Genomic DNA, 25,473 nt, shown 5'->3' with positions numbered 1-25,473 from the left:
TCGCTCTTTTAGGAGCGAGGGATCTTAAAGACAGCTTTCGAGGCTGCTGCTCATGCGTTCCAGAAGCGTAATGAGAATACCTCTTTCCAGCGGAGTGAAGCCTTTGAAGGCTTCTTCGCTGGCCCCTTCCATAATCGGAATAACCTGCTGGCTTTTAGTGAGGCCGACTGCTGAAAGTCGGATCTGACTGACGCGTTTGTCGTCCGGATCGGGTTCGCGTTCGATCAGGCCGTCCCGTTCCATGCGTGCCAGAAGCGTTGCCATGCCGGGCTGTTCAATCCCTGCGAGTTCGGCGAGCACCTTTTGAGTAAGGACTTCACCTTTTCCGAGTGCCAGGAAGACCGGGATTTGGCCTGCGCGCATACCGGCAGGTTTGAGTTTCTGTTCCATCAGGCGCGTGAAAAGGCGCCCGGTCTTACTTGTTAGCGAGCCTATGGAGAGGCAAGGGGCCTGATTTTGCATGAGGAACTGCCTTCAGGTGGATAATGTGGATAACATACATAACATGTTATGTATTTAATCTGAAAAGACTGTTCGTATCGTAAAGCGGTTTTCCTGATCTCTTTGGAAATCAGGAAAACGAGAGGAACCGCTTAGGGCGTAGAGGTATGTGGTAGGGGCTTGCACTGATGGTCGCGATACAGACTCCATTCTTCACAGGTCTGTCCGGAGGGAAGGTGACACATCCCAATCTGTCCTCCCGGCTGACTGATAATTTCCAGAGTTCCTCCCCGCTTTGTGCAGGAGACACTGGCCGGGTTTGCCAGACCTATGAGATGTGGCTTTTGCGGTTGCTCCGCGCTGCATGCAGCCAATAGGAGAAGAGTGGCGCCATAGACGCTGTTTTTGAGCGAGAAGCGCATATCAGGGTGCCGTCCTTGTAAAGAAGCGGACGTTGTTTTCCTTGGCGCCAAGGGTTTTTACAGCCTCTGCGAATTTCTGGAAGTGCGGCGTTTTGAGGTGCACATCAAAGGCAGCCTGATCGCGATAGGTTTCGACAAGCACAATGAGATTCGGATCTTCGTTGGATGTCATCACGTCAAAGCTATGGCAGTCGGGCTCGTCCGCGTTTGAATGCTTGCTGTCATAAGCGCACATTTCAAGGAATTTTTCCCGATTTTCTGGGGGGATGGACAATTCTGCAATGACAGTCAGTTCGCCAGCCATGAAAGTTCTCCCGTTCTGGTTACAAAGGTATGCGGCAATCGTAACGCAGAACTAACCGTAACGATTGCGAAGAGATCAGGAAACTGGCAGGATCGAGTCCGACCAATACGGGAGAGACTGGCCTTCATGGCTGGCGCCGAAGGAGCAACCGCCCCGGAAACTCTCAGGCCAAAGGACCGAGTTGGTCGGTAAATTCTGGAGAGAGGTGCGCCTGACGTACCCGCCGACGGGATAGCGATCTCAGGCGAAAGGACAGAAGGGGCGGCGTTATCCGGAAACTCCGGGCGCGTCTGCACCTTCACGTTCTGACCGGGCCGGACCTACCCTATGACCGACTCTCTCCAGCGTACTCCTCTCCATGCTCTCAATCTGGAACTTGGCGCTAAAATGGTGCCATTCGCGGGTTATGAGATGCCGCTTCAGTATCCGGCCGGGCTGATGGCCGAGCATCTGCACACGCGTAGCAAGGCTGGGCTTTTTGACGTCTCCCATATGGGGCAAATCCGGATTGCTGCCAGAAATGGTGATGTCCGGGACGCTGCGCTCGCACTCGAAAGCCTGATTCCGGCTGACTATGCGGGGCTGGCGAAGGGGCGGCAGCGTTACGGATTTCTGACGAATGACGCTGCAGGCATTCTGGATGATCTGATGGTCGCCAATATGGGTGATGATCTGTTCGTCGTGGTGAATGCGTCCTGCAAGGAGCAGGATGCGGCGCTGATTGAAGCGGCTCTTTCTGACCGTTGCATTGTGACGCGGCAGTTTGATCGCGCGCTGATGGCGCTGCAGGGACCTGAAGCTCAGGACGCTCTGGCTCCTCTTTGCCCGGCAGCGGCAGAGATGCGCTTTATGGACGTGATCGAGACGGAGCTTGCTGGTGTTCCGGTGACGCTGTCGCGCTCGGGTTATACTGGGGAAGATGGTTACGAAATTGGCTGTGCAGCCGCGGATGCGGAGACTGTTGCGCGGGCGTTGCTGGCTCAGCCGCAGGTTCTGCCCATTGGGCTTGGAGCCCGGGATTCGCTTCGTCTGGAAGCGGGGCTTTGCCTGTATGGCAATGATATCGATACGACGACCACGCCGATTGAAGCGTCTCTGGCCTGGGCTATTCAGAAAGCCCGGCGCGAAGGGGGCTCTCGTGAAGGAGGCTATCCGGGGGCGGAGATCGTTCTGCGTCAGGCTCGTGAAAGTGTCAGCCGCAAGCGTGTTGGCCTGATGGCGGAGGGGCGTGCGCCTGTTCGTGCGGGGGCGAAGCTTTTTGCGGATGCGGAAGGCCAGAAAGAGATCGGTCTGGTGACGTCAGGGGCGTTTGGCCCGACGGTCCAGGCGCCGGTGGCGATGGGATATGTCGCAACAGATTACGCAGGGAATGACACGGCACTGTTTGCCGAACTGCGTGGAAAATTCGTTCCGGTTCATGTTCGGGCGATGCCGTTCGTGGCGCCCGGTTTCAAGCGTTAAGCCAAGGAAAAGCAGCGATGACGACTTATTATACCAAATCGCATGAATGGATCCGTCTGGACGGGGAAGAAGCAACTGTGGGCATCACGGCTCATGCTTCTGAAGAGCTGGGCGAATTGGTGTTCGTGGAAGCCAAGGACGAGGGTACGGACGTAGCGGCTGGCGATGCTGCTGCGGTTGTGGAATCCGTTAAGGCGGCGTCTGACATCTATGCTCCGGTTGCCGGTGTGCTGTCGGGCTTCAATACGAAGCTGTCCGACGAGCCGACGCTGGTTGGTAATGACCCGGAAGGTGAGGGCTGGATCTTCAAGATGAAGGTTTCCAACCCGGATGACGTGACGTCCCTTCTGACGGCAGAGCAGTACAAGAGCCTCTGACGTTCTGTGATGGGTCTGGCTTTTGCCGGACCCATTTTTCTTTCCCTGCCCATCAAGATTTCCAGAGAACGATACCGTGACGATCCTGTGGCCTGAACAGACCGAAGACTTCAGCTCCCGCCATATTGGCCCACGCTCCTCTGAAATTGCGGAGATGTTGCAGACGATTGGGGCGTCCAGCCTTGAGGATCTGATTGATCGGACGGTTCCAAAAGCCATTCTTGATCGCGGCGACCACGGGATTGGCGCGGCGCTGACGGAGCAGCAGGCTCTGGCGCGTCTGCGGGAGATTGCGTCCCGGAACCGCGTTCTGACGTCCATGATCGGGCAGGGATATTACGACACGGTTCTGCCGCCTGTGATTCAGCGCAATATTCTGGAAAATCCGGCCTGGTATACGGCTTACACGCCTTATCAGCCGGAAATCAGTCAGGGACGCCTTGAAGCGCTTCTGAACTTCCAGACGCTTGTGGCTGATTTGACGGGGCTCGATATTGCCAATGCGTCCCTGCTGGATGAGGGCACGGCCTGTGCAGAGGCGATGGCGCTGGCCAAGCGTGTCTGCAAGTCCAAGTCCGACCGGTTCTTCGTAGATGCTGATACGCATCCGCAGACGCTGGCTGTTCTGAAGACGCGGGCCGAGCCGCTGGGCTGGGAGATTGTGGTTGGTGATCCGGCGACGGATCTGGATGCGGCGTCTGTGTTTGGTGCGCTGCTCTCCTATCCGGGGTCGTCCGGCGCTGTGCGTGACCCGCGCGGTGTGATTGAGGCTGTTCATGCTCAGGGCGGTATTGTTGCCGTAACGTGTGATCCGCTGGCTCTTGTGATGCTGGAAAGCCCGGGGGCTCTGGGCGCGGACATCGCCATTGGGTCCATGCAGCGTTATGGTGTGCCGATGGGCGGTGGTGGCCCACATGCCGGGTTCATGGCGACGAAGGATGCTTACAAGCGGCACATGCCGGGGCGTCTGGTCGGTGTGTCCCGTGATAGCGCCGGGCGCCCGGCGTATCGGTTGGCGTTGCAGACCCGTGAGCAGCATATCCGCCGCGAGAAGGCGACGTCCAACATCTGCACGGCGCAGGTTCTGCTGGCCGTCATTGCGTCCATGTATGCGGTGTATCATGGACCGGAAGGGCTGAAGGCGATTGCGGGGCGTACGCATCGTCTGGCGGCTATTCTGGCTGCGGGGCTGAAGGCTCTGGGTGTGACGGTTGAGACGGAAACGTTCTTTGACACGCTCACGGTTCAGGTTGGCTCCGAAGCGCAGGGCATCATTGCTAAGGCTTTAGACGCCGGGATCAATCTGCGTGATGCGGGCGTAGGACGAATTGGTCTGTCTTGTGATGAGACGACAACGCCGGCGACCGTTCGGGCGCTGTGGCAGTGCTTCGGGGCAGATGAGGCGCGTGTTGCGGTTCTGGAGCGCGAGCTTTCTGTTGAAGAAGGTCTGCCTCAGGCGCTGTCCCGTCAGGCGGCTTTGCTGACGCATCCGGTGTTCCATGTTCATCGTTCGGAGACGGATCTGCTGCGGTATATGCGGTCTCTGTCTGACAAGGACCTTGCGCTGGACCGGACGATGATTCCGCTGGGTTCCTGCACGATGAAGCTCAATGCGACGGCGGAAATGATTCCCATCACCTGGCCTGAATTTGGGCGGATTCATCCGTTTGCGCCGAAGGATCAGCAGGCTGGGTATGCGGAACTGTTTGCGTATCTGGAGCGGACGCTGTGTGCGATTTCCGGCTACGATGCTGTGTCGCTTCAGCCAAATTCTGGTGCGCAGGGTGAGTTTGCGGGCCTTCTGGCGATCCGTGGGTATCATCAGGCGCGCGGAGATATGGATCGGGATGTGTGCCTGATTCCGGCGTCCGCCCATGGAACGAACCCGGCTTCCGCCCACATGGTGGGGATGCGTGTTGTTGTTGTGGCCTGTGACAGCAATGGCAACGTTGATGTTGAGGATCTGAAGGCGAAAATTGCGCAGCATGACGGCCGTGTGGCGGCCATCATGATTACCTATCCGTCCACGCATGGTGTGTTTGAGGAGCGGATTGTCGAGATCTGTGATCTTGTTCATGCGGCTGGTGGGCAGGTTTATCTGGATGGTGCGAACCTGAATGCGCAGGTCGGTCTGGCGCGGCCGGGTCTGTACGGGGCTGATGTTTCGCATTTCAATCTGCACAAGACGTTCTGCATTCCGCATGGCGGTGGTGGACCGGGCATGGGGCCGATTGGTGTGGGCAGCCATCTGGCGCCGTATCTGCCGGGACAGAACGGAATTGCCGTTTCTGCTGCGCCTTATGGGTCAGCGTCCATTCTGCCGATCTCTGCGGCGTACATCATGATGATGGGCGATGACGGGCTGCGCCGGGCGACGGAAATAGCCATTCTGAATGCGAACTACATCGCGGCGCGTCTGGAAGCGCATTACCCGGTGCTTTATCGGGGCAGCAATGGCTTTACGGCGCATGAGTGTATTGTTGATCTGCGGCCAATCAAGGATGCAGTTGGTGTGACGGTGGACGATATTGCCAAGCGTCTGATTGACCATGGGTTCCATGCCCCGACGGTCAGTTTCCCGGTGGCGGGGACATTCATGATCGAGCCGACAGAATCTGAGGGGAAGGTCGAGCTGGATCGGTTCTGCGATGCGATGATCGCCATTCGGGCAGAAATTGCAGATGTGGAAGCGGGGGCAGTTGCCGTAGAGAATAGTCCGCTACGGTTTGCGCCTCACACGACGGCTGATTTGGCCGGTGAGTGGGGTCGCCCCTATGCGCGGGAGAAGGGCTGTTTCCCGGGTGGGGTTAACACGTCCAAGTACTGGTCGCCTGTCGGACGGCTGGATAACGCGTGGGGCGACCGGAATCTGGTGTGTTCGTGCCCGGATATTTCGACTTACGCAGACGCGTAATATTAATCTGTTTTGTGAGTAAAAAAAAGCGCCCTCAAAAGGGGCGCCTTTTGTTATCGTCCATCAGGATGTGACGGTGACCCACTGTGCAGACGTCAGTTCTGCCAGACGCGCCGGGGTGAGCATGACGGAGGCATTGGTGGCACCTGCCTTAAATGCGCGAAGAGACTCATCGCAATAAACGGGAAGTGGCTCTGATAGTCCAAAGGGGCAAACGCCGCCGGGCGGATGGCTTGTAAGTGCCAGCACCTCGTCTCCGTTAAGGAAGCGGGGGCGCCCTCCCAGAGCGTCTTTTGTCAGACGATTATCCAGACGTTTGGTTCCTGCCATGACAATCAGGGCAATTTTAGCCTGTGGCCCTGACCCGACCTTCACGCCGAGTGTTTTGGCAATCTGGTCGGGTTCGACATTGTGTGTGGCAGCAGCCTCTTCAACGGTAGCCGTGGAACGCTCCGTCACGATGATGGAGAGATCAGGCGCGCGCTGGGCGAGATCAGTCCTTACGCTTTCAAGACTCATGAATAGGTGCCTCCGGAAACTTCAGGAAGATGTTTCATGTGAAACATGGGGAGATTTCAGAAAACGTATCTTGTAGAAATGACAGCGCACAGGGGCGAGGGCCATCAGTTTACCGATGGGAACCAGCTCCTGTATCTTTTTTTGTGAGGAAAACATCGTGAGTCATGCTGCCTGTGTTGTCGCCATTCTAACTGTATCGTCTGACCAGGCACGAGAACTGGAGCTGGAACTGGTACGCTGCATTGTTGCATCCCGTGCGGAAGAAGGCTGCCAGCGCTACGTAATCAGCCGCGATCAGGACCATGCAGGACGCTTCACGGCGGAGGAGCGCTGGGCTTCGACTGAGGCTTTCGAGCAGCATTTGGAGACGCCGCATTTCCGGTCTCTTGCCGCGTTGCTGGATCGTCTGGACGCTTCGGTGCAGTTGATGAAGGTGACGCCGCTTGATGAAATCAGTGACGCGATCTGAAAGCTGTTTCAATTCCAGCGGGAATATGTCTCTTCTGGTGTGTCGCTGTTGGGGCGGCAAACCATGCACGAAGGAGAGACACCCATGACAGCAACCGTAACATTTCAGGTCGAAGGCATGTCCTGCACAGGGTGTTCAGGCAAGCTCCAGAAAGCCCTTGAAGCTGTTCCTGGCGTTTCTGCTGCGGATGTGACCCTGGAGCCAGCACAGGCTGTCATTCAGTATGACGATGCCAAGGTTTCTACGGCAGCGCTGAAAGAGACAGTGGAAGACGTTGGCTTTGACGTCGTTGGCTGACTGAGAGATTGCCTTTGGCGGTCAGAGCCTGAGGTGCAGGCTCTGAGCTGCCATAATGAAGTGGACGCCTGTTGTATTGCCCGCTTCCAGTTCTTCATGAATGCGCAGAACGGGATCTTGCTGGCGTCTGAGTGTCGGTTTGACGTGCGTAATTACGACGGGCAGATTTTTGAGCGAAACGCCTGCGATCTGCTGAAGGTCTTCCAGTTCTGCCTCTACCCAGTGCGGCGTCAGATGTCCGTACAGGTGGCTATCGGAAATCGAGTTGTCATAAGAGCACTCTATCATGATGGCATGGAGATGTTTCTGACGCGCAAGAGGCGCGATAGCCTGCCAGAGACGATGCAGGTGATCTGAGTGCTGTGGGGCGTCTGGCCCGGTATCTCCGAGATAGAGCAGGGCGTCTTGGCCGTTTGTGAGCAGAAATGCTGTCGATTCCACACCACCGTGGTTCAATGGATAGGCCTGAACCTGCAAAGATGTCCCGGGAATGAGTGTTGGCTTCTCGGGTGTTAGATCGTCATAGCGGTATGTGCCGAGCCGGGGTTTGACGCCTTGGTCGCCCATGTTGGGCCAAACCTGCCAGTTGAAGATATGGTCTGCGAGAATGGCATTGACGGATGCGAGAGCCATGATCGGTTTGGGTGTGTCATCCGGGGAGATGGCGACCAGACCAGCAATATGATCCAGATGAGCATGGCTGATCAGATAGGCCGCAATGGTCGTGCGAAGAATTTCCCCTTCCGGAGTCAGTGTTGCGGACTTGAGGGAAAGGGTTTTGAACGCCCCCACTTTTACGGCGTCTTTCAGGCCATGCAGAACTGTTCCCGCATCGCAGAGAACGCCTTTATCAGAACCTTCAGGCCGGATCAGGTAGGCGCTTAACGTTCCGTCATCCAGGCCCCCGGCGGCTCCCAGTACGACGATATCAAAGTCTGAGGCCTGCGCTATGGAGCCACAAAGAAGCAGAGGGAGAGCGGTTAGAAGTCCCTTCAGGACGGGGGCGATGCGCATGAGCGGACGTTCTTTTCCGTGAGGAGGGGCTATTTTCGATAATGCGGCAGCGACAGTCCCTTGAGAAGAGCAAGTGCGCGAAGGGCAAACCCTGCGAAAATGGCGATGGCAGCTGCCAGTGTGGTGTCACACCCTGCTTTTGTCAGGAGGACATAGCTGCACGATGAGAGGGCAACGGCCGTAACATACAGTTCTGGACGAATGATGATGGATGGGACGCCAGCCAGAACATCGCGAAAAATGCCTCCCATGCAGGCACTGACAATTCCCATCAGAGCGGCTGGAACCGGTGGGATGCCATAGGCAATGGCTTTGGCTGCGCCATATACGCCATAAGCTGCAATCCCCATTCCGTCGAACCAGTCTACGGCGCGCTCGGACCAGAGGCGACCTGGCGTGAACCAGACGAGCAGGGCGCAGACCATGCAGACCGTGATGCCAGTGGAGTTGTGCATCCATGAGACAGGTGCACCGATCAGTAGATCGCGCACGGTTCCACCGCCAACACCTGTAATGGCGGCGAAGAACATGAAGGTCAGGATTGTCAGGCGTTCCCGTGCTGCGGCGAGGGCTCCTGAAACGGCGAAGACGGCCGTTCCGGCAATATCCAGAATGGGCAGGACAGAAGTTGAGAAAGCCTCGAAAGCGGGATGCATCATGACGGGTGCCGTAACAGGGAAAGCGGGTACGAAAAAGCCCGGCGCAAAGGCCGGGCTTCTCCGTTTTGCAGAAGTCTGCTCGGATTAGACCGAGTAGTACATCTCGAACTCGACCGGGTGGGGTGTGTGTTCGAACTTGTAGACTTCAGGCCACTTGATGTCGATGTAGCTCTCGATCTGGTCCTTGGTGAAAACGCCGCCTTCGAGAAGGAATGCGTGATCTTCCTTGAGGGCTTCAAGGGCTTCACGGAGCGAACCGCAGACCGTCGGGATCTGAGCAAGCTCTTCCTTCGGCAGCTCATACAGATCCTTGTCCATGGCGTCGCCAGGGTGGATCTTGTTGCGGATGCCATCAAGGCCGGCCATCAGCATGGCTGCAAACGCGAGATATGGGTTTGCCATCGGGTCCGGGAAGCGGACTTCAACGCGCTTTGCCTTCGGGTTCGTGGCGTGCGGGATACGACACGAAGCTGAACGGTTGGCAGCGGAGTAAGCCAGCAGGACGGGCGCTTCAAAGCCTGGGATCAGGCGCTTGTAGGAGTTGGTAGACGGGTTCGTGAACGCGTTCAGAGCCTTGGCGTGCTTGATGATGCCGCCAATGTAGAACAGTGCGTCTTCGGACAGGTCCGCATACTTGTCGCCAGCGAAGGTTGGCTTGCCGTCTTTCCAGATGGACTGGTGAACGTGCATGCCGGAACCGTTGTCGCCCGAGATCGGCTTCGGCATGAACGTGGCCGTTTTGCCGTAGGAGTGGGCGACGTTGTGCACGCAGTACTTGTAGATCTGCATGAAGTCAGCAGATTTCACGAGCGTGTCGAACTTCGTGCCAAGCTCGTGCTGGGACTGTGCAACTTCGTGATGGTGCTTCTCGATCGGAAGACCCATTTCGCCCATCGTGGAGAGCATTTCGGCGCGGAGGTCATGCTCGCTGTCCACTGGCGGGACCGGGAAGTAACCACCCTTGACGACAGGGCGATGGCCCATGTTGCCTTCCGGGTAGGCCTTCAGAGAGGCGCCTGGGCCTTCGATGCTGTCGAGCTGGTACGTGCCGAAGTTCGGACCAGTGCCGAACTGGACGTTGTCGAAGATGAAGAACTCAGCTTCCGGGCCGAAGAAAGCGGTATCGCCGAAGCCGGCTTCCTTCAGATAGGCTTCTGCAAGCTTGGCTGTGGAGCGGGGATCACGATTGTAGAAATTGCCTGTCTTGGGATCAATAATGTCACAGAACAGGATCAGCTGCGGCTTTGCGGAGAACGGGTCCATGACGGCCGTTTCCGGATCTGGCAGCAGAACCATGTCGGACTCGTTGATCGCTTTCCAGCCCTGGATGGACGAGCCATCGAACATGAAGCCTTCAACGAACGTGTCGTCTTCAATGGTGGAGACCGTCTGGGTCGTGTGGTGCCACTTGCCCTTGGGATCGGTGAAACGCAGATCGACGAACTCAGCCGCATGTTCCTGGATCATCTCGAAAACGCGGGCAACGGCCTCGGGCTTCGGTGCTGGTGGCTTGCCAACTGCGGCGGTTGTCTTGGGGGAAGCAGCCTTGGCGGAAGCGCGGCGTGGAGCTGCAGCTTTCGGTTTGGCGGTGGAGGAAGTAGGGGCTTTTCTGGCCATCGATCTGTCGCCTTGCATCGTGTGAACGGCTTCAAAACGATTACGGGACAATTTCCCATCTGTCGAGTACGACATACACCTTCATTTCATCATCAATTGAAGAAAGAAAGTGTCTCAAAATGGCACTTGGCCTGATTGGACGCGTTTTTCTGGCCGATCAGGGATGGGGAAGCTCTGACTTGCCGGGGTGTTGTCCGATCGGGAAAATTTTATTGATCGGGAATTCCATAGTTACTGTGCGGGTACTGATTCCAAAAAAGACGTTTGTTCAACTGAGAACGTGAGGTGAGGACCAAAGCGCAGGGAATGGCTTTTCAGGACGTGCGGGTCCTGCAATGGTGAAGTCTCTCTTCCGTTCCATGTCTTAAAAGCGCTGGTCCATGAAAACGCCCAATACCTATCTGTCCTCGCTGCCCACGACCGTTTTCACGATTATGTCTCAGCTTGCTGCCAAGTATGATGCAATCAATCTGGGGCAGGGCTTTCCGGACACTGAAGGCCCGGCGGATATTATCAACGTCGCGGCTGAGGCGCTGAAGGATAATAGAAACCAGTATGCGCCGCTAACGGGGTTGCCGGAGCTGCGGCAGGCTGTCGCTGAATCAAACCAGCGTTTTTATGGGCTTGAGATTGATCCGGCGACAGAAGTTGTTGTGACGTCCGGAGCAACGGAAGCTCTGGCAGCCTGCCTGATGGCTGTTGTGGAAGCTGGTGATGAAGTGGTTCTGATCGAACCCCTCTATGACACCTATCTTCCCATGCTCAAGATGATCGGCGCAGTTCCCAAGTGCGTCCGTCTTCAGCCGCCACACTGGAAGCTTCCCGAAGAAGAGCTTCGTGCAGCTTTTGGCCCCAAAACGAAAGCCATGATCCTGAACTCTCCGATGAACCCTGCGGGCAAGGTCTTTTCACAGACTGAACTTGAGCTGATTGCAGGATTGGTGAAGGAACATGATGCATATGTGATCTGTGACGAAGTTTACGAACACCTGACGTTTCACGTGAAACACATTCCCCTCATGACGCTTCCTGACATGCGGGAGCGCTGCATGCGCATTGGGAGCGCAGGCAAGAGCTTCTCTCTGACAGGGTGGAAAGTCGGGTATGTCACAGCGCCCGCGGCTCTGGCGTCTGTGGTTGCCAAGGCTCATCAGGTGCTGGTGTTTGCCACGGCTCCTAATCTTCAGCGCGCCGTGGCGCATGGTCTGAATAAGGACGACAGCTACTACAAAAGTTTGTCCGCTGACCTGGAATTGCGCCGAGACATTCTTGTGGAAGGATTGCATCGCCTCGGTTTTGAGACACTTCCCGCAGATGGAAGTTATTTTGTCGTGGCGGATACGTCACGTCATGCTCAGGGACGAACGGATGTGGAGTTTGCCGAATGGCTGGTTGAACACGCAGGCGTGGCGACAATCCCGGTCTCTGCCTTTTATGACCCAGAGAGCCCTGAACCGCCACGCAACATGATCCGCTTTGCATTCTGCAAGAAGCCGGAAATTCTTCAGGAAGCCCTGCGTCGCCTCGAAAAAGCACTCACCTGAAGGCGGCCTCTTTCAATTCGCGTGCTATGACCCATTTCTAGTTCTTCACCATCCTCTCAGCCAGGAGATTACCCCGATGTCCATTGCCGCAGATGCGCTGGGAGCCCTTGCCACAACTGATGCCCTGTTTTTTGACCGCCCCGGTTCCCGGCTGACGCGGGAGGGTGCCGAAGCACTGGTTGCACAGGGATTGGCAGGGGTAGATGATGGAGAACTGTTTCTCGAATACCGCGAAAATGAGGGGATCTCGCTGGATGATGGAACAATCCGATCAGCGAGTTTCACAACCTCTTCAGGCTTCGGTCTGCGCGCAGTCTTGGGAACGGAAACGGCTTTCGCCCATTCTGATGAAATGAGTGAAGACGCTCTGGCACGTGCGGTTAGCACGGTCGGTGCCGTGCGACAGGGACGAAGTGGCGTGATGGCGCCGGGCCCGCGATCAACCAATCAGCGTCTCTATTCTGATTCCCGACCGCTGGAAGGAACGGACTTTGCAGCGCGTGCGGCGGTTCTGGGCGAAATTGACGCCTATGCCCGTGGTGTAGATACCCGCGTTGTTCAGGTCAGTGCCAGTCTGAGTTCCGAGTGGCAGGCCGTGCAGATTATGCGGCGTTCGGATGCTGGAGATCGCGTTGCGGATCTTCGTCCGCTGGTCCGTCTGAATGTATCGGTCGTGGTTGAAAAGGACGGTCGTCGCGAGAGTGGCAGTCATGGACAGGGAGGACGGTATGAACTGGATCGTCTTCTGGATGGCGCAACATGGAAAGCAGCAGTTGATGAAGCTCTGAGGCAGGCTCTGCTGAACCTCGATGCAGCGCCGGCACCTGCAGGAGAAATGGATGTGGTGCTTGGGCCAGGATGGCCAGGTATTCTGCTTCATGAAGCTGTTGGCCATGGTCTGGAGGGGGACTTCAACCGGAAGGGAACATCCTCCTTCACCGGCATGGTTGGGAAGCGGGTGGCTGCTCCTGGGGTGACGGTTATTGATGATGGCACACTGCCGGAGCGTCGGGGATCTTTGAGCATCGACGATGAAGGGACTCCAACAGGACGGACTGTTCTGATCGAAGACGGTATTCTGACGGGCTATTTGCAGGATCGCCTGAATGCCCGTCTGATGGGTGTGTCTTCTACGGGAAATGGCCGTCGGGAATCTTACGCTCATGCTCCTATGCCACGTATGACAAATACGGTGATGCTTGAAGGAACAGCGACGACCGACGAGATGATCCGCTCTACAAAGCGTGGACTGTATGCCGTCAACTTTGGCGGTGGTCAGGTTGATATTACGTCCGGGAAGTTCGTTTTTGCCGCGTCTGAAGCTTATTTGATTGAAGATGGAAAAGTGACGCGCCCGGTGAAGGGGGCGACGCTCATTGGAAATGGTGCAGATGCCATGAACCAGATTTCGATGATCGGGTCAGATGTGGCGCTTGATCCAGGAATTGGGACATGCGGCAAAGCTGGTCAGGGCGTTCCTGTCGGAGTGGGGCAACCGACGTTGAAGTTGTCTGGCCTGACGGTAGGTGGCACAGCCTGACAGGGTAAAGCTCTCCGGCTTCCCGGCTCTTAAAAGTAGCCGTAACTCATTTCCGGATATTGCAGCTCAGGAGTTCACGTTGTGAAAGGAGCTCCACCATGGGGCATAATTACGCCAAGCCACTGACCAGTCAGGTTCGTATGGAGCGGGTGCTGAGCCGCTTGCCTGAAGACTGGTCTGTTCGTATTGAACGTGAGGCTGGAAAAAGGTGGCGCGCCTGGATGCAACCACCGGCGCATTCAGGCCTGTGGAGCGAACCACACAATGATCTGGCTGATGCGCTGGAAGAAGTGTGGCGCGCAGTAAGGTAAGTCTCAGAAAGCCGGGTGGTAAATCAGCATGGCGAATACCCGGTTGACGAGGGGATAGACCAGAAACTGGATTGCCAGTAGCAGGACCATCGGCGCGAAATCCATGCCGCCTGTGCTGGGAAGGATATTTCGAATAGGGGCCAGAATAGGCTCGACGACGCGCGCGAGGGTGTTGAAGAGCGAGTAGAAAAACCGGTTACGAATATCCAGCACGCCAAAGCCCAGCAGCATGGACAGGATACAGTAAGCCAGAAGAGCCCATACGAATGCCTGAATGATCATCAGGATAATGGCGTGCAGGGCAAGCATGCTGAAAACCTCGTCGGAAAACGCGGAAGACCGGGTAAGCGGCCAGCCAGGAACAGGTTTTGTATCTGCCTCGGCGAGACAGGACAACCTCATCTGGATTGCTTGACAGAAACCGGGCTGATGGGAACTATCAAAAGTGCCATGGGGCTGTAGCTCAGTTGGGAGAGCGCCTCGTTCGCAATGAGGAGGTCAGGGGTTCGATTCCCCTCAGCTCCACCATGGCAATTTCCAGGAATTTAGTCCGGGGCGAACAGGCCCAGGTCAAGATGATGGCCATTTGAGTAGTTCAGGCCTTGGATACGTCCATATTCCACGACGCTGAGGTCCGTCCGGTTAAGGGCATCACGGAAAATCTTTTCGTCCTTGCGGTCTACGAGAGCAAGGGTGCAGCGAGGGTTCTGTTGGAGGTAAGCTGCTGCTGCTGCCGGGCCGATCAACTGCGTGTGTTCACCTACGAGGAAAACAAGGCTTGGCTCGGAATAGGACGTCGAGACGAGTACAGTCTGAGCACATGGTTTTACGTCTTCAAAAAGTGCCGCCACTCGTGGAGCCAGTCGAATGGTTTGAAGGTTTGGGATGACAGCCAGGAAGAGGCCGGCTTGTGCAATGACAGCGGCTCCCATCGCGCAGAATGCAGCCTGCTGCCGATGATTGCGCATCAGGAGAAGAATTCCTCCTCCCATGAGAGGCAGTGCTCCACAGAGAGCCAGGCCTTCACGGATCGAAAACATGTGCTCCATTTTATACAGCACGACCGTGCCAGCGAAGCAGAACGCCAAGCCGACTATCCCCCATATAACGCCGTAAAGTCCGAGGGCGATTTTGCTCCATTTGGAAAGAGCTGGACGACCCCAGATCGTTAGAGCCGCAGCAGTCAGGATTGCAATGGCCGGATATGTTGGGAGCACGTAATGCGGAAGCTTCGTGGCGATTAGTTCAAAGACCAGCCAGTGCGGGATAATCCAGCTCAGCAAAAACCGGACCTGAGGCAGTTTGCGATTTTTCCAGACTGACGGAATTGCCAAAGCAGCAAAAAAAGATCCAGGCCAGAATGCCAGCGCAAAAACAATAAGATGGAACCCTGGTGGTAGACCGTGAGCTTCCTGTCCATGCGCCACTTTCCCCAGAAAGTTACGGCCGATGGCGCGTGAAAAGAAGTCCCCATGACTGACAACATCAATCGCGACACACCAAGGAACCACTACGGCAAGCATGAGCAGCCAACCCCAGCGCGGACGCAGTCTGGACCACCACTCTCGATCACGTTCGACAGCCCATAGGGCCAGTGGGGTACAAAAGCCTGGAATGAGAACAACAGGGCCCTTGAGCATTAGGCCGACGCCTAACGCTAGCCAGTAACCGCACGCAACCCAAACAGATGTCGGACTGTTCTTCTGACGATCGAGAAATGCCTTCAGAAGCATTGCTTCAAAGCACAGGATATCCAGGAGTAGGACTGTATCGATTGTCGCCATATGGCTTTCGGCGACAAAGAGCGTCGAAACCATCAGGAGGCCCGCAGCCATCAGACCGGTAACGGCTCCAAAAAGTGCGCTTCCCATCCAGGCTGTCAGGGGGATGATAAGGGCGGCGGCTATGAGGCTTGGAATGCGATAGGGCCAGGTTTTGCGAAGGACGTCTGAGCCAAAGAGTTCTTCCGCAATTTTTGCAGAAGAGGCTTCAAGCCAGTAGATGCCAGCCGGCTGCAAATAGCGTGGCTGGTCTTGAAAGCGGACGTCTACGAAATTTCCGGACGTGAGCATCTGCTCTGACGCTTCCATATAACGTGGTTCGTCACGATCCAGCGGGGGCAATGTCATGCGTCCCGGCAAGGCAAGCAGAAAGGCCACTAGCCCGAGGAGGGCATAATGCCGGAATGTCAGTTTCATGCAGAGGCTCCGTTCCGGTCCATCAGAGAATGGTGGCCGGAAAGTGTCTGAAAGGCCATCCTCGTTAAAGGATGGATCAGTGTTCGGTCAGACGATCGGGCAGGTGGGTTCGGTTTTGTAGCCACATGACACCCAGAAGATCACGGATGCCAACAAGAGCCCGATTGAAGTTGGTATATTTTGATGAGCCGTGCAGACGAGCACGGTGCTGAACTTCATGGCAGATCAGCGGGGCGCCATAGTGTCCAAGGAGGGCCGGTAGAAAGCGATGTACACCCTCAAACTGCGGAATACGCAGGAACATCTCGCGAGAGAAAAGCTTGAGAGGCGCCCCGGTGTCCGGGCAACCATCATTTAGGAGGCGGCGGCGTAAGCCGTTGGCCAGCTTTGTGGCAATGCGTCGTGAAAGACGGTCATTTCGCTTACGACGAACTCCTACCACCAAGGGTGGCTTAGAGTTGGTGTTACGCGCCAGTTCGAGCATACGGATGATGGAGGAAGGGTCGTCCTGGCCATCGCCGTCTATGGTTGCCATCCATTCGCCGTAGGCCGCCGTCGCTCCAGTTCTTAGAGCTGCGGACTTTCCAAGACGACGTGGGTGACTGATGATTCTGAGGCTTGGAAGATACTGACGTCGTGCTTCAAGAAGCTTCTCGACGGTTGCATCCGTGCTGCCATCATCAATGGCAAGGATTTCAGTATTTTCAGGGAGTCGACCAAGAACTCCTGCGAGCTCCTGACAGACAGGAAGAATATTGTCCGCCTCATTCAGGACAGCCATGACAATGGAGAGAGTCACGGGTGTCGGGGATGGGCGGACGGATGTCATAAGCTCAGGCCGCAGAACGGCGCAGCGCTTCCGGAAGGTTCTGAATGCTCTGCTCAATCAGCTTAGCAGCAACGTCCGGGCTTTCGGAAAGACGGGAGGCCACAACATCGCGAGCTGCCGAGATGGCAATGGCTGTTGCGCGCTCTTGAACTTCACGGATTGCAGCGCGCTCTGCGGCTTCAATCCGGTCGTGCGCCATCTTCTCGTAACGGCCGGCCGCTGCTTCTGCTTCGTGACGGGCGCGTTCTGCCAGAGCAGCAGCTTCCGTCTCTGAGCGGGCAATCATGGCCTGCGTTTCTGCCAGCGTCTTCTCACGCTCGCGGGTCGCATCTTCGAGCATCTGCTCTGCCTCACGCCGGAGACGGGCTGCCTCGTCCAGATCGCGGCGAACGCCTTCTGCACGGGCATCAAGATGGCTCGTGATGACGGCCCAGAGCTTGCGACCAAAGATCACGAAGAAGAGGACAAATGCCAGAGCAGTCCAGAAACGGGGTTCTTGGAACATCGTCGTCTCCTTAGGCGCTGACGCGTTTCACGGCGCTGGCGACAGTCTGTTCATCCTGTTCCCCGATCAGACGGGAAACCAGGTTCTGAGCGGTGCCAGTGGCAATCGCGGGGAGGCTGGAAAGAGCCTGCTCGCGGGACTGGGCAATCCGGGCTTCGGCGTTTGCGACTTCAGCTTCGAGACGCTTTGCGGTTTCCCGTGCATGCGTTTCAGCGCTGAGGCGAGCCTCATTCTGGATGCGCTCTACATTGGCCCGGGCCTGTGCGGCCGCTTCATGGCGGGTGCTCAGGAGTTCGGCGCTTGCGCGGTCGGACTCGGCTTTCGCACGGCGGGCAATATCGAGGTCATTCTGGATGCGGGTGCGTCGGTTCGACAGCACGCGCTCGATCCGCGGCAGAGCGGAACGGCTAAGGACGACATAGAAGCCGGCAAAAATGACGGCTCCCCAGGCGACCTGTCCGATCAGCAGCGGATCATGGACGTTCAGCTGCGGCATGCCCGCAGCCACAGCTCGGCCCGGCACAGCCGCCAGCGGAGCGGCGAACAGGAAAAGACGTGGCGTGCGGTGCATGTTCGACCTCAGGCGAACAGGATCAGGAAGGCGATCAGCAGCGCGAACAGAGCAACGGCTTCCGTCAGCGCGAAGCCGAGCATGCCGAGGCCGAAAACGTGCGGGCGGGAAGCCGGGTTGCGAGCGATGGAGCTCACGAGCGTCGAGAAGATGTTGCCGAGGCCGATGCCGACGCCTGCGAGGGCGATTACTGCAATACCGGCGCCGATGTCACGAGCGGCTTGAACGTCCATGGTCAGGTTCCTTTAGGGTCGATACAGGGGTTGTGCAAAACCGCGCTCAGTGAGCGACGGCCTCGCGCAGATAGATGCAGGTGAGAATGGCGAAAACGTATGCCTGAAGCACACCCACCAGCAATTCCAGAGCCGTCAGCGCAATGTTGATCGCGATCGGGGCAACGGCCAGGATATGACCGAAGAAGCCCAGACCGGCGAGCATGATTGTGAAGCCGGCAAACACCTCGAGCAGAACGTGACCGGCCACCATATTGGCGAACAGACGGATCGACAGGCTGACGGGGCGAGAAAGAAAAGAAAGAATCTCGATCGGCACGAGCAGCGGCGACAGCCACACAGGGGCGCCAGCTGGCATGAAGTGCTTGAAGAAACCCAGGCCCTGAAAGCGCAGGGAAGCGAGGATCGAGATCACGAACACCGTTACGGCCAGCGCAAGTGTCACTGCGATATGGCTTGTATAGGTGAAGGAGAAGGGAAGCAGGCCGAGGTAATTGCCGGCGAGAATGAAGAAGAACAGAGCGAACACGAACGGGAAGAAAGCAGCGCCTTCTTCACCCATCGTGCCGATGGCAAGGTCATGAATGAAGTCGTAACCAATTTCGGCTGCGGCCTGAAGACGGCCAGGAACGACGGAGGCTGGGCGCATTCCGATAAAGAGGAATGCGAGCACCAGCACAACGGCGATCAGCATGAACAGTGGAGACTGTGAGAACCGCAGAGCTTCGCCCAGAGATCCGAGAACCGGATGGAGCTCGAACTGTCCGAGCGCGTCAATCGTCGATCCGGCTGCCACGCTGGCTTCTCCCGTCATCTTTCAGCTCGGGCACCATGCCCGGCCCATTCAAAACCCGCCAGACATTCATCATGCCGGCACCAAAACCTAGCAGGGCAAAAATCAGAAGGAAAAGAACCCTGTAACCCAGCCAGCGGTCAAGAGCGTAGCCTAATGCCACACCAACCGCCAGACCGGCTACGAGCTCCGTTCCGACCCGGATCGCAACCCCGAAAGATGCGATAGAACCCGCATCTCCATCGGAGGACTTTGTGGAAAACTCTTCCGCGTGGGGATCAAGCTTTTTGCTTGCGCGCTTCAGGCGCACATCAAAGCTGTCATCCTCGTCGGAAGGGGCGTGTCCCACGCTGTCTGATCCCTTACCCTGTGCGCATCCTGTCCACCGGGCACAATGACCGGATTCCTTCTCAGCGCAGGCGCTAGCTACCGACGTGTCCGCAGGCTGTCAATGTATTCCAGCAGCGCAGACGTCGGAAGACGCCATATTTTCATCAACTCACCAGTCTGAGGCGTCGACCGCGGGGTGTATCGCCCGACGAATGATCGAACGGCAACATAGGAGATGTATCTTCCGCGTTGGGTTCGATCTGTGGTGCGTCTGGCATGTGCTGACCGAGATAAGCCTCCGAAAGTGTTCGGAAGGCGTAATCGAGCATCGACGATGCGTAGGCAGCGCCCGGATCACCTTCGACCGTGCCTGCAGGCCCGAAGCGGGTATAAGCGAATCGTTCGACAAAAGCGTCCAGCGGGGCACCAAACTGAAGACCGATGCTGACAGCCTGCCCGAGACAATCCATTAAACCCCGGGCCATTGGCGTTTCTCGGGTCGGGATGATGCTGACTTCACCCAGGGTGCCGTCTTCAAACTCGCTCGTGCGCATGAAGAGACTGTGGCCGCCGACAGCAGTGCGCTGAGTGAAGCCGGTTTGACGCATTGGAAGCTGACGCCGAGCACCACGTTCCAGTCTGGCACGCAGATTCGCCAGTTCGGGTTCTGGCAACTCCGGAAGGAAATCGACGGAGCGTTCCATGGCCTTATGCATGGCGGCATGGGCTTCCGGCCTTGTCGGAGGAAGGGGAGCTTCACCAGCAAGAGCCATGGCAAGGGCGGATTCGGGTGTCAGGCCTCTGTAAGCCAGTCTGGCAAGGGTCGAGGCGCGGAGATGTCCATCGCTTCGCAGGGGCGAAAAGACCGGCGCCAACCCACAGGATTCAACACCTAGAAGTGCGTCGACAGGCCCGGGTCCAGAAAATCCCGTTTCCACCGGGGAAAGATGCTGGCCTTCCATGGCCGCGCAGGCCTCTGCCGCGAGAGCGCGTAGCCCCGGCAGGGATGCGCAGGCTGGAATGGTCGGGAGCGAGAGATTTGTGCCTGCATGTGCGATGCTCGTGGCCAGTGCTGCAATGGCTCTGGCGGCCTCTCGTCCTGCATCACTGTCATAGTCGAGCCCCATGGATGCGAGGCAAGCGTCCAGGTCCGTTAGCAGGATAATGCCTGCGGGTTCTTCTGACGGATCAGCGGGCATGTCAAAGAGCGGCAGCTCACCTGTTCGCTCCACGCGTGTTGCTGCGTGAAGTCGACGCAGGGAATCGCAGGCCAGCTTCAGGCAGGCCACGAAATGCTCTGGTGCGAAACCGTCCTCCTGAACAAAGCCAGACAGTCGCACAACAAAACCTGGAATTTCGTCCGGGTGACGTTCCCACAGGGCAATGTTGGGGGCGAGCTGACGCATCAGCAGAAGATAAGACAGGCTCCGGGCAGGAGAGGGGGCATTGGCTGGCGTCCCGGGGAGAGGCGGACACGCATCAATTGTGTCAACCCAGCGTGCCGCTTCCGTCGAAAGGCGGATGGGGCCACCATTTTGCGTGATCTGGGCCAGTGCCTGCGCGGCATCATCCTCCCAGGCGGCCGGAAGGGTGACGGAGCGCGTGGCGCTGTCGTCCGGATCGGTGGTGACCCGAAGCGTTCTCATGCGAACGCCGGTCCAATGAAGACGGGCTGTCATGCTGCGAATCTACGCTGCGTTCCGGTGGCCCGGAAGCGGGAAAACGTGCCTTTTGACCGGGTTAATGGGTGGGAACATGGGGATATGGGGGATAACATTTTCCCAAGCTGATAATCTCTGTTTCCAAAGGGAGGGTTGGACTGCGGCGATGGAGTCCGCTAGTGCAGGAAAATGATTTTTTCGAAGGTGATGTCATGAGCGCAGCCACGGGAACAGCGCCTGCCGCAGCTCGCCACGATCGGCTTGAGCTTCTGGCTGGGTTTCTGGTGCTGGTCTTTCTGGTCGGGATGCTGGTTCTGGCGATGCTGGGTCACCATCGTCATGATGATGGTGGCTACCAGGTTCATGCGTCTTTCAGCCAGATTGATGGTCTGAATGTCGGATCAGATGTGCGTCTGGCTGGAATTACCGTCGGCCATGTGATGTCTGAGGTCGTGGATCCGAAGACTTTTCAGGCGCAGGTGACGTTCACACTGTCGCCGGACGTGAAGCTGCCAACGGATTCTGCCGCGATTGTCACGTCTGACAGTCTGTTGGGCGGAAAGTACATTGCGCTATCACCGGGTGGCGCTGACGCTCTTATCAAGGCTGGCGGGGCGCTGACGGAGACGCAGGGGTCTATCAGTCTTGAGCAGCTTCTGAGCAAATTCATCTTTTCGGTCACGGATACGCTTCAGAAGGCTCAAAAGCCCCAGAAGCCTGCTGGTGGCCTGTCAGACGAGCCGTGAGTTCCGAGGACTTTCCCTGGCTGGATCGTGATGGGCAGCCAGTGGCCTGCGTCGAGAAAGTGCGCGTGCTGAGAGAAAACGATGCCGAATTGCGTCAGGCCCTACAGGATGCGTTTGAGGACGGTATTCTGATGGGTGTTTCCCCAGATGCCATGCGCCAGTCCTTCATCGCCATGCTTGCCGATCTCGTGGACCCGAAATCCCAAGGAAACGCCTGATCATGACCAATCGGTTCCTGTTTGCCGGTACGGCGCTTCTGGCTCTGTCTGTAACGTCATTGGCGTTTGCTGCTGTAGGGCTTGCCCCCCCGGCGATGTACCCGGCTAATACCTGGCAGGGACGGACACAGGCTGTCATTCGTGTTCTGGATCGGCTGGATGCCCATATTGAAACGCTGACAATCCCGGTGGGCGCAAATGCCTCCTACCGAACGCTTTCGGTGGCGGTTGAGGCGTGTGTCAGTCGTCCGGAAACATTGCCGGCTGATTCCGGTGCGTTGCTGCACCTGCGTGATTCGGGAGATTCGGCTCGACCCCCCTTCGACGGATGGATGTTGCAGAATGAGCCATCTCTCGGGACTTATGGCAGCTCGCTTTATGATGTGCGTGTTGTGGCGTGCACGGGAGATCGTGTTGCGCCGGACGCTGGACCGCTGCCCGTCATAAAAGCGCCTCAACTAGCCGGTACGATAGCAACGGAAGATGAAGGGGGGACCGACCAGTCCGGTTCTTCGTCATCATCTGAAGGAGGAGCGGTTCCGCTGGCGCCAGACAGCCACGCACCGATTCCTCTCGCGCCACCTTCTGGTGGCGCGCAGTCTCTTGTGCCTCCCGCACCACCGGCATCAGCCGGACCGTCCTTGCCTCCTCCCGCAGCCGATCCCGGCCTGGAATAAAGAGTGGGCGGAGCGGGGGTACCCCTGAAACTGGAAAGAGAAGCCTACTCATGATCCAGATTCCTTTTCCGCCTTCAAAAGCTGCAATCCTGCTGGATTTCGACGGAACACTGGTCGATATCGCTCCTACTCCTGAAAGTGTAATTGTTCCTCCTGGACTGGCAGACGATCTCCTTCGCCTGAAAGATATGCTCGGCGGAGCGCTGGCTATCGTGACTGGCCGACCGATTGCCCAGATCGACCATTTTTTGCCCGGTATTCCTCATGCCGTAGCGGGGGAGCATGGAGTGGCCGTGCGGACCTCACCTGAAAAAGACATCACCCATCCTGCTCTCCCCTCTGTGCCAGCTGACTGGCTGCAGAAGGCGGAAGATATTGTCTCTTTGCATCCCGGTGCGAGCGTGGAACGCAAGAAGGCTGGAATGGTCCTGCACTATCGTCAGGCGCCGGAGGCTGAAACGGCATTTCGGGCGTTGACGGAGCAATGGTCGCCGGAAGCTGGCGGTTTCCGTTTGCAGGACGCTCACATGGCTATCGAGCTTCGTCCGTTGGGCGTGGACAAGGGGGGAGCCGTGCGGGAATTGATGTCTGAAAATCCTTTTCGCGGTCGCTTGCCACTCTTTGTCGGGGATGACGTTACAGACATGGACGGAGTGAAGGCTGCGCGCCAGATGGGCGGTGCTGGCTGGCTCATTCCGGATGATTTTCCTGATGCAGTCACGTTCCGCCGGTGGCTGCACGATTTATCGGAGGGGCATGGATGGGGCGCCTGATAGTTGTTTCCAATCGTACACCAGCGCCCGGAGAACGGACGCAGCCTGCGGGTGGTCTGACTGTTGGGTTGTATGATGCTGTTCAGACACGGGACAGCCTCTGGTTCGGCTGGTCCGGGGAACAGTGCGAAGACGCACTGGACCGGCCTGTCATGGAGGACCGTGCTGGGAATGTGACTTATGCCACATTTGATATGACGCCCCGGCAGTATGACAGGTTCTATCTGAACTTTTCCAATGGCGTTCTCTGGCCGTTATGCCACTACAGAACGCAGCTGATCCGTTACACGCGTGAAGATTGCGAGGCTTACTACGAAGCCAATGCCGTCTTTGCCGATCGTCTGGTTCCTCTTCTGAAAGAGGACGATACGATCTGGATACATGATTATCATCTGTTTCCGCTGGCTGAGATGCTGCGGGACAGAGGGGTCAAGGGCCGGATTGGCTTTTTCCTGCATATTCCTTTTCCACCTTGGAGTGTGGCGCGTCTCCTGCCGCAATTGCAGCGCCTTTTGAAGGGGCTGGCGGGCTGTGACCGAATTGGTGTGCAGACACCAGAAGATGCCCAGAACCTTCGGGGATGTTTCGCGGAATATGGTCTCAAGGCAGAAGTAGAGGCAGTTCCGATCGGGATTGACCCGATCCGTTTCAGGCAGCAGGCCATTGAAAGTGCATCCACGGAAGACGTGGAGCAGATTGTGGACAGTCTGGTTGGGAAGCGCCTGATTATCGGTGTGGATCGACTGGATTATTCTAAAGGTCTGCCCGAGCGGATGCGGGGGTACGAGATGCTCCTGAAAAATTATCCGGAGTATCGGGGCAAGGTAACGTTCCTTCAGATCACGCCTGTTTCCCGTACAGGCGTTGAGAGCTATCGTCTTCTAAAGGAAGAGCTTGATGGCTTGGTGGGAACGATCAACGGGGCATATGGCACGCCGGACTGGGTGCCGATCCGTTATACGACCTGGCCGATTTCCCGGAATGTTCTGGCGGGGCTCTATCGCGTGTCCGATGTCGGCTACATCACACCGCTACGCGATGGCATGAATCTTGTCGCCAAAGAGTTTATCGCGGCTCAGGATTCCAAGGATCCGGGCGTGTTGGTTCTGTCACGGTTCGCTGGTGCAGCACCTGAGATGCCAGAGGCGCTTCAGGTCAATCCGCTGGACGCTGAGGGGATGGCAGATGCACTTCATGCGGCACTCACCATGGACGTGCAGACCCGTCATGAGGCATGGTCCGCACTTTACGGCGAAGTCTCTCGCAACACAGCGGGAAGCTGGGCCAAGCAGTTTCTAGATAGCCTGGAGGCCTCTCGCACATGACTCTGACCGGAACGAAGCAGCCCGATATGACCAGGATACTGGGAGGGCTGTTCGTTCTGGCCGGGGTTTTGGCGCTCGGGACGGCATGGTTTGCGGAGCACCGGCTTCTGCTGGCGCCGTGCGAACTGTGTCTGTGGGAGAGGAGGCCCTGGCGCGTTCTGATCGGGATTGGCGCTTTGACGTTGCTTTTGCCGCGACGTTACGCACGATATCCCGTGTTCGCGGGGCTGCTGTGCCTTGCTGTCAGTATTGGGTTGGCGGTTCTGCATGCTGGCGTTGAACATAAGTTCTGGCCAAGTCCGGCTCCCGAATGTCGCGCGCCGGTTTTTCATGGCGGTAGCTTCAAGGACTGGATGGCAGCGATGCCGGCCCGGCCGAACAAGCCCTGTGATTCGCCGGATTATCTATTCGGCCTTCCGATTTCCATGACGGAAACGGGCGGTTTGTATGCTGTAGTCGTTTTTGTGGTGGCCAGCCTCGGAAGCGTGCGCATGCTGCGCTCCCGAGGCTGAAACCTGTCAGAGTCTCGGGCGACCGCGACCGAAGATCAGGCTGATGATCAGCAGTACGAGGAAGATGAAGAACAGGATCTTGCCGATATAGGCGAAATCTGCCGAAATCCCACCGAACCCAAGCACGGCGGCACACAGGGCAAGGATGAGGAAGACAACCGTCCAGCGAAGCAGATCCATTGGTAAGTCTCCTGGGTCATGATGTTCCTCCAG

At 57.2% G+C, this 25,473-nt stretch carries 31 protein-coding genes, 1 tRNA gene and 1 riboswitch; of the genes, 15 read left to right on the top strand and 17 right to left on the bottom strand.

What is annotated here, in order from left to right; translation table 11 throughout:
* Window positions 1-24 precede the first annotated feature (24 nt).
* The 3 genes from JN414_RS04180 to JN414_RS04170 form a co-directional block, all read right to left on the bottom strand.
* A complete protein-coding gene (locus JN414_RS04180) occupies window positions 25-462 on the bottom strand; it encodes a MarR family winged helix-turn-helix transcriptional regulator (protein ID WP_202206846.1) in 438 nt (145 codons plus the stop codon).
* A gap of 131 nt (window positions 463-593) precedes the next feature.
* Complete coding sequence (locus tag JN414_RS04175; RefSeq protein WP_202206845.1) at window positions 594-863, bottom strand: DUF333 domain-containing protein; 270 nt, start codon at window positions 861-863, stop codon at window positions 594-596.
* 1 nt (window position 864) lies between these two features.
* Window positions 865-1,167 (bottom strand): putative quinol monooxygenase, encoded by a 303-nt coding sequence (locus JN414_RS04170; protein WP_086634734.1) that lies wholly within the window; start codon window positions 1,165-1,167, stop codon window positions 865-867.
* A 98-nt stretch (window positions 1,168-1,265) separates the two neighbouring features.
* A riboswitch (glycine riboswitch) is annotated at window positions 1,266-1,356 on the top strand.
* A 138-nt stretch (window positions 1,357-1,494) separates the two neighbouring features.
* Between JN414_RS04170 and gcvT the strand changes: the two genes are divergently transcribed.
* The 3 genes from gcvT to gcvP all read left to right on the top strand — a co-directional run bounded on the left by gcvT (window position 1,495) and on the right by gcvP (window position 5,919).
* Entirely contained in the window at window positions 1,495-2,628 is a 1,134-nt protein-coding gene (gcvT, locus tag JN414_RS04165) for a glycine cleavage system aminomethyltransferase GcvT (protein ID WP_202206844.1), read from the top strand.
* 17 nt (window positions 2,629-2,645) lie between these two features.
* Window positions 2,646-3,005 (top strand): glycine cleavage system protein GcvH, encoded by a 360-nt coding sequence (gene gcvH, locus JN414_RS04160; protein ID WP_048842819.1) that lies wholly within the window; start codon window positions 2,646-2,648, stop codon window positions 3,003-3,005.
* 76 nt (window positions 3,006-3,081) lie between these two features.
* A complete protein-coding gene (gcvP, locus tag JN414_RS04155) occupies window positions 3,082-5,919 on the top strand; it encodes an aminomethyl-transferring glycine dehydrogenase (protein WP_202206843.1) in 2,838 nt (945 codons plus the stop codon).
* Between the two features lie 63 nt (window positions 5,920-5,982).
* Here the strand turns inward: gcvP and JN414_RS04150 are convergent, their stop codons facing one another.
* Window positions 5,983-6,438 (bottom strand): YbaK/EbsC family protein, encoded by a 456-nt coding sequence (locus JN414_RS04150; protein ID WP_202206842.1) that lies wholly within the window; start codon window positions 6,436-6,438, stop codon window positions 5,983-5,985.
* Between the two features lie 157 nt (window positions 6,439-6,595).
* Between JN414_RS04150 and JN414_RS04145 the strand changes: the two genes are divergently transcribed.
* On the top strand, window positions 6,596-6,907 hold the full coding sequence (locus JN414_RS04145; RefSeq protein ID WP_235271740.1) for a putative quinol monooxygenase: 312 nt from the start codon (window positions 6,596-6,598) through the stop codon (window positions 6,905-6,907).
* Window positions 6,908-6,991: 84 nt separating this feature from the next.
* Entirely contained in the window at window positions 6,992-7,204 is a 213-nt protein-coding gene (locus JN414_RS04140) for a heavy-metal-associated domain-containing protein (protein WP_046900368.1), read from the top strand.
* A 21-nt stretch (window positions 7,205-7,225) separates the two neighbouring features.
* Here the strand turns inward: JN414_RS04140 and JN414_RS04135 are convergent, their stop codons facing one another.
* From JN414_RS04135 to glnA, 3 genes are all read right to left on the bottom strand, one after another.
* A complete protein-coding gene (locus JN414_RS04135) occupies window positions 7,226-8,218 on the bottom strand; it encodes an MBL fold metallo-hydrolase (RefSeq protein WP_202206840.1) in 993 nt (330 codons plus the stop codon).
* Between the two features lie 29 nt (window positions 8,219-8,247).
* Window positions 8,248-8,877, bottom strand: coding sequence for a trimeric intracellular cation channel family protein (locus tag JN414_RS04130; RefSeq protein WP_064275503.1), 630 nt, complete (start codon window positions 8,875-8,877; stop codon window positions 8,248-8,250).
* A gap of 84 nt (window positions 8,878-8,961) precedes the next feature.
* A complete protein-coding gene (gene glnA, locus JN414_RS04125; protein WP_064275530.1) occupies window positions 8,962-10,344 on the bottom strand; it encodes a type I glutamate--ammonia ligase in 1,383 nt (460 codons plus the stop codon).
* A gap of 530 nt (window positions 10,345-10,874) precedes the next feature.
* Here glnA and JN414_RS04120 point away from each other — a divergent pair.
* From JN414_RS04120 to JN414_RS04110, 3 genes are all read left to right on the top strand, one after another.
* The gene (locus JN414_RS04120; RefSeq protein ID WP_202206839.1) at window positions 10,875-12,038 is read left to right on the top strand and encodes an aminotransferase; all 1,164 of its coding nucleotides are present in this window, start codon (window positions 10,875-10,877) and stop codon (window positions 12,036-12,038) included.
* Between the two features lie 76 nt (window positions 12,039-12,114).
* Window positions 12,115-13,578 (top strand): metalloprotease TldD, encoded by a 1,464-nt coding sequence (gene tldD, locus JN414_RS04115; RefSeq protein WP_202206838.1) that lies wholly within the window; start codon window positions 12,115-12,117, stop codon window positions 13,576-13,578.
* A 98-nt stretch (window positions 13,579-13,676) separates the two neighbouring features.
* On the top strand, window positions 13,677-13,889 hold the full coding sequence (locus JN414_RS04110; RefSeq protein WP_202206837.1) for a hypothetical protein: 213 nt from the start codon (window positions 13,677-13,679) through the stop codon (window positions 13,887-13,889).
* 3 nt (window positions 13,890-13,892) lie between these two features.
* On the opposite strand, the gene JN414_RS04105 is transcribed toward JN414_RS04110, so the two are convergent.
* The gene (locus JN414_RS04105) at window positions 13,893-14,198 is read right to left on the bottom strand and encodes a YggT family protein (RefSeq protein WP_046900947.1); all 306 of its coding nucleotides are present in this window, start codon (window positions 14,196-14,198) and stop codon (window positions 13,893-13,895) included.
* Between the two features lie 143 nt (window positions 14,199-14,341).
* Between JN414_RS04105 and JN414_RS04100 the strand changes: the two genes are divergently transcribed.
* A tRNA-Ala gene (locus JN414_RS04100) sits at window positions 14,342-14,417 on the top strand.
* Window positions 14,418-14,434: 17 nt separating this feature from the next.
* Here the strand turns inward: JN414_RS04100 and JN414_RS04095 are convergent.
* The 8 genes from JN414_RS04095 to JN414_RS04060 all read right to left on the bottom strand — a co-directional run bounded on the left by JN414_RS04095 (window position 14,435) and on the right by JN414_RS04060 (window position 21,027).
* Complete coding sequence (locus tag JN414_RS04095; protein ID WP_202206836.1) at window positions 14,435-16,087, bottom strand: glycosyltransferase family 39 protein; 1,653 nt, start codon at window positions 16,085-16,087, stop codon at window positions 14,435-14,437.
* A 76-nt stretch (window positions 16,088-16,163) separates the two neighbouring features.
* Window positions 16,164-16,916 carry a glycosyltransferase family 2 protein gene (locus tag JN414_RS04090; RefSeq protein ID WP_202206835.1) on the bottom strand — a complete coding sequence of 251 codons (753 nt, stop codon included), beginning with the start codon at window positions 16,914-16,916 and terminating at the stop codon, window positions 16,164-16,166.
* Between the two features lie 4 nt (window positions 16,917-16,920).
* The gene (locus tag JN414_RS04085) at window positions 16,921-17,421 is read right to left on the bottom strand and encodes an ATP synthase subunit B (protein ID WP_046900360.1); all 501 of its coding nucleotides are present in this window, start codon (window positions 17,419-17,421) and stop codon (window positions 16,921-16,923) included.
* Window positions 17,422-17,431: 10 nt separating this feature from the next.
* Window positions 17,432-17,992, bottom strand: a complete 561-nt coding sequence (locus tag JN414_RS04080) for an ATP synthase F0 subunit B' (protein ID WP_046900359.1) — start codon at window positions 17,990-17,992, stop codon at window positions 17,432-17,434.
* Between the two features lie 8 nt (window positions 17,993-18,000).
* A complete protein-coding gene (locus JN414_RS04075; RefSeq protein WP_007284348.1) occupies window positions 18,001-18,225 on the bottom strand; it encodes an ATP synthase subunit C family protein in 225 nt (74 codons plus the stop codon).
* Between the two features lie 46 nt (window positions 18,226-18,271).
* Window positions 18,272-19,021, bottom strand: a complete 750-nt coding sequence (locus JN414_RS04070; RefSeq protein ID WP_046900946.1) for a F0F1 ATP synthase subunit A — start codon at window positions 19,019-19,021, stop codon at window positions 18,272-18,274.
* Window positions 18,999-19,367 carry an AtpZ/AtpI family protein gene (locus tag JN414_RS04065; protein WP_086634744.1) on the bottom strand — a complete coding sequence of 123 codons (369 nt, stop codon included), beginning with the start codon at window positions 19,365-19,367 and terminating at the stop codon, window positions 18,999-19,001. Before JN414_RS04065 ends, JN414_RS04070 begins: the two co-directional genes overlap by 23 nt.
* 145 nt (window positions 19,368-19,512) lie before the next feature.
* Window positions 19,513-21,027, bottom strand: a complete 1,515-nt coding sequence (locus JN414_RS04060; protein WP_202206834.1) for a vitamin B12-dependent ribonucleotide reductase — start codon at window positions 21,025-21,027, stop codon at window positions 19,513-19,515.
* Window positions 21,028-21,221: 194 nt separating this feature from the next.
* Here JN414_RS04060 and mlaD point away from each other — a divergent pair, with 194 nt between their 5' ends.
* From mlaD to JN414_RS04030, 6 genes are read left to right on the top strand one after another with little or no spacing between them, the layout of a single operon-like run.
* Window positions 21,222-21,755 (top strand): outer membrane lipid asymmetry maintenance protein MlaD, encoded by a 534-nt coding sequence (gene mlaD / locus JN414_RS04055; protein WP_207204216.1) that lies wholly within the window; start codon window positions 21,222-21,224, stop codon window positions 21,753-21,755.
* The gene (locus JN414_RS04050) at window positions 21,752-21,973 is read left to right on the top strand and encodes a hypothetical protein (protein ID WP_202206833.1); all 222 of its coding nucleotides are present in this window, start codon (window positions 21,752-21,754) and stop codon (window positions 21,971-21,973) included. Before mlaD ends, JN414_RS04050 begins: the two co-directional genes overlap by 4 nt.
* Before the next feature lie 2 nt (window positions 21,974-21,975).
* On the top strand, window positions 21,976-22,650 hold the full coding sequence (locus JN414_RS04045; RefSeq protein ID WP_202206832.1) for a DUF2155 domain-containing protein: 675 nt from the start codon (window positions 21,976-21,978) through the stop codon (window positions 22,648-22,650).
* A gap of 50 nt (window positions 22,651-22,700) precedes the next feature.
* Entirely contained in the window at window positions 22,701-23,423 is a 723-nt protein-coding gene (gene otsB, locus JN414_RS04040; RefSeq protein ID WP_202206831.1) for a trehalose-phosphatase, read from the top strand.
* Entirely contained in the window at window positions 23,411-24,748 is a 1,338-nt protein-coding gene (locus JN414_RS04035; protein WP_064275514.1) for a trehalose-6-phosphate synthase, read from the top strand. Before otsB ends, JN414_RS04035 begins: the two co-directional genes overlap by 13 nt.
* Window positions 24,745-25,260 (top strand): disulfide bond formation protein B, encoded by a 516-nt coding sequence (locus JN414_RS04030; RefSeq protein WP_202206830.1) that lies wholly within the window; start codon window positions 24,745-24,747, stop codon window positions 25,258-25,260. Before JN414_RS04035 ends, JN414_RS04030 begins: the two co-directional genes overlap by 4 nt.
* A 6-nt stretch (window positions 25,261-25,266) precedes the next feature.
* Here the strand turns inward: JN414_RS04030 and JN414_RS04025 are convergent, their stop codons facing one another.
* Window positions 25,267-25,440 carry a DUF1328 domain-containing protein gene (locus tag JN414_RS04025; RefSeq protein WP_046900350.1) on the bottom strand — a complete coding sequence of 58 codons (174 nt, stop codon included), beginning with the start codon at window positions 25,438-25,440 and terminating at the stop codon, window positions 25,267-25,269.
* Between the last annotated feature and the right edge of the window lie 33 nt (window positions 25,441-25,473).

This window comes from Gluconobacter sp. Gdi (assembly GCF_014132155.1).
In the GTDB taxonomy this organism is placed as follows: Bacteria; Pseudomonadota; Alphaproteobacteria; order Acetobacterales; family Acetobacteraceae; genus Gluconobacter.
This window is presented reverse-complemented; position numbering and strand designations above follow the sequence as displayed.

Bases quoted from the DNA above. Each gene is read 5' to 3' on its own strand.
- JN414_RS04120 (WP_202206839.1), top strand. From the start codon at position 10,875: ATGAAAACGCCCAATACCTATCTGTCCTCGCTGCCCACGACCGTTTTC.
- JN414_RS04150 (WP_202206842.1), bottom strand. From the start codon at position 6,438: ATGAGTCTTGAAAGCGTAAGGACTGATCTCGCCCAGCGCGCGCCTGAT.
- JN414_RS04080 (WP_046900359.1), bottom strand. From the start codon at position 17,992: ATGCACCGCACGCCACGTCTTTTCCTGTTCGCCGCTCCGCTGGCGGCT.
- JN414_RS04045 (WP_202206832.1), top strand. From the start codon at position 21,976: ATGACCAATCGGTTCCTGTTTGCCGGTACGGCGCTTCTGGCTCTGTCT.
- JN414_RS04090 (WP_202206835.1), bottom strand. From the start codon at position 16,916: ATGACATCCGTCCGCCCATCCCCGACACCCGTGACTCTCTCCATTGTC.
- tldD (WP_202206838.1), top strand. From the start codon at position 12,115: ATGTCCATTGCCGCAGATGCGCTGGGAGCCCTTGCCACAACTGATGCC.
- JN414_RS04035 (WP_064275514.1), top strand. From the start codon at position 23,411: ATGGGGCGCCTGATAGTTGTTTCCAATCGTACACCAGCGCCCGGAGAA.
- gcvT (WP_202206844.1), top strand. From the start codon at position 1,495: ATGACCGACTCTCTCCAGCGTACTCCTCTCCATGCTCTCAATCTGGAA.
- JN414_RS04030 (WP_202206830.1), top strand. From the start codon at position 24,745: ATGACTCTGACCGGAACGAAGCAGCCCGATATGACCAGGATACTGGGA.
- JN414_RS04110 (WP_202206837.1), top strand. From the start codon at position 13,677: ATGGGGCATAATTACGCCAAGCCACTGACCAGTCAGGTTCGTATGGAG.
- JN414_RS04060 (WP_202206834.1), bottom strand. From the start codon at position 21,027: ATGACAGCCCGTCTTCATTGGACCGGCGTTCGCATGAGAACGCTTCGG.
- otsB (WP_202206831.1), top strand. From the start codon at position 22,701: ATGATCCAGATTCCTTTTCCGCCTTCAAAAGCTGCAATCCTGCTGGAT.
- JN414_RS04095 (WP_202206836.1), bottom strand. From the start codon at position 16,087: ATGAAACTGACATTCCGGCATTATGCCCTCCTCGGGCTAGTGGCCTTT.
- JN414_RS04075 (WP_007284348.1), bottom strand. From the start codon at position 18,225: ATGGACGTTCAAGCCGCTCGTGACATCGGCGCCGGTATTGCAGTAATC.
- glnA (WP_064275530.1), bottom strand. From the start codon at position 10,344: ATGATCCAGGAACATGCGGCTGAGTTCGTCGATCTGCGTTTCACCGAT.
- JN414_RS04130 (WP_064275503.1), bottom strand. From the start codon at position 8,877: ATGATGCATCCCGCTTTCGAGGCTTTCTCAACTTCTGTCCTGCCCATT.
- gcvH (WP_048842819.1), top strand. From the start codon at position 2,646: ATGACGACTTATTATACCAAATCGCATGAATGGATCCGTCTGGACGGG.
- JN414_RS04135 (WP_202206840.1), bottom strand. From the start codon at position 8,218: ATGCGCATCGCCCCCGTCCTGAAGGGACTTCTAACCGCTCTCCCTCTG.
- JN414_RS04025 (WP_046900350.1), bottom strand. From the start codon at position 25,440: ATGGATCTGCTTCGCTGGACGGTTGTCTTCCTCATCCTTGCCCTGTGT.
- mlaD (WP_207204216.1), top strand. From the start codon at position 21,222: ATGAGCGCAGCCACGGGAACAGCGCCTGCCGCAGCTCGCCACGATCGG.
- JN414_RS04105 (WP_046900947.1), bottom strand. From the start codon at position 14,198: ATGCTTGCCCTGCACGCCATTATCCTGATGATCATTCAGGCATTCGTA.
- JN414_RS04085 (WP_046900360.1), bottom strand. From the start codon at position 17,421: ATGTTCCAAGAACCCCGTTTCTGGACTGCTCTGGCATTTGTCCTCTTC.
- JN414_RS04175 (WP_202206845.1), bottom strand. From the start codon at position 863: ATGCGCTTCTCGCTCAAAAACAGCGTCTATGGCGCCACTCTTCTCCTA.
- JN414_RS04140 (WP_046900368.1), top strand. From the start codon at position 6,992: ATGACAGCAACCGTAACATTTCAGGTCGAAGGCATGTCCTGCACAGGG.
- JN414_RS04170 (WP_086634734.1), bottom strand. From the start codon at position 1,167: ATGGCTGGCGAACTGACTGTCATTGCAGAATTGTCCATCCCCCCAGAA.
- JN414_RS04180 (WP_202206846.1), bottom strand. From the start codon at position 462: ATGCAAAATCAGGCCCCTTGCCTCTCCATAGGCTCGCTAACAAGTAAG.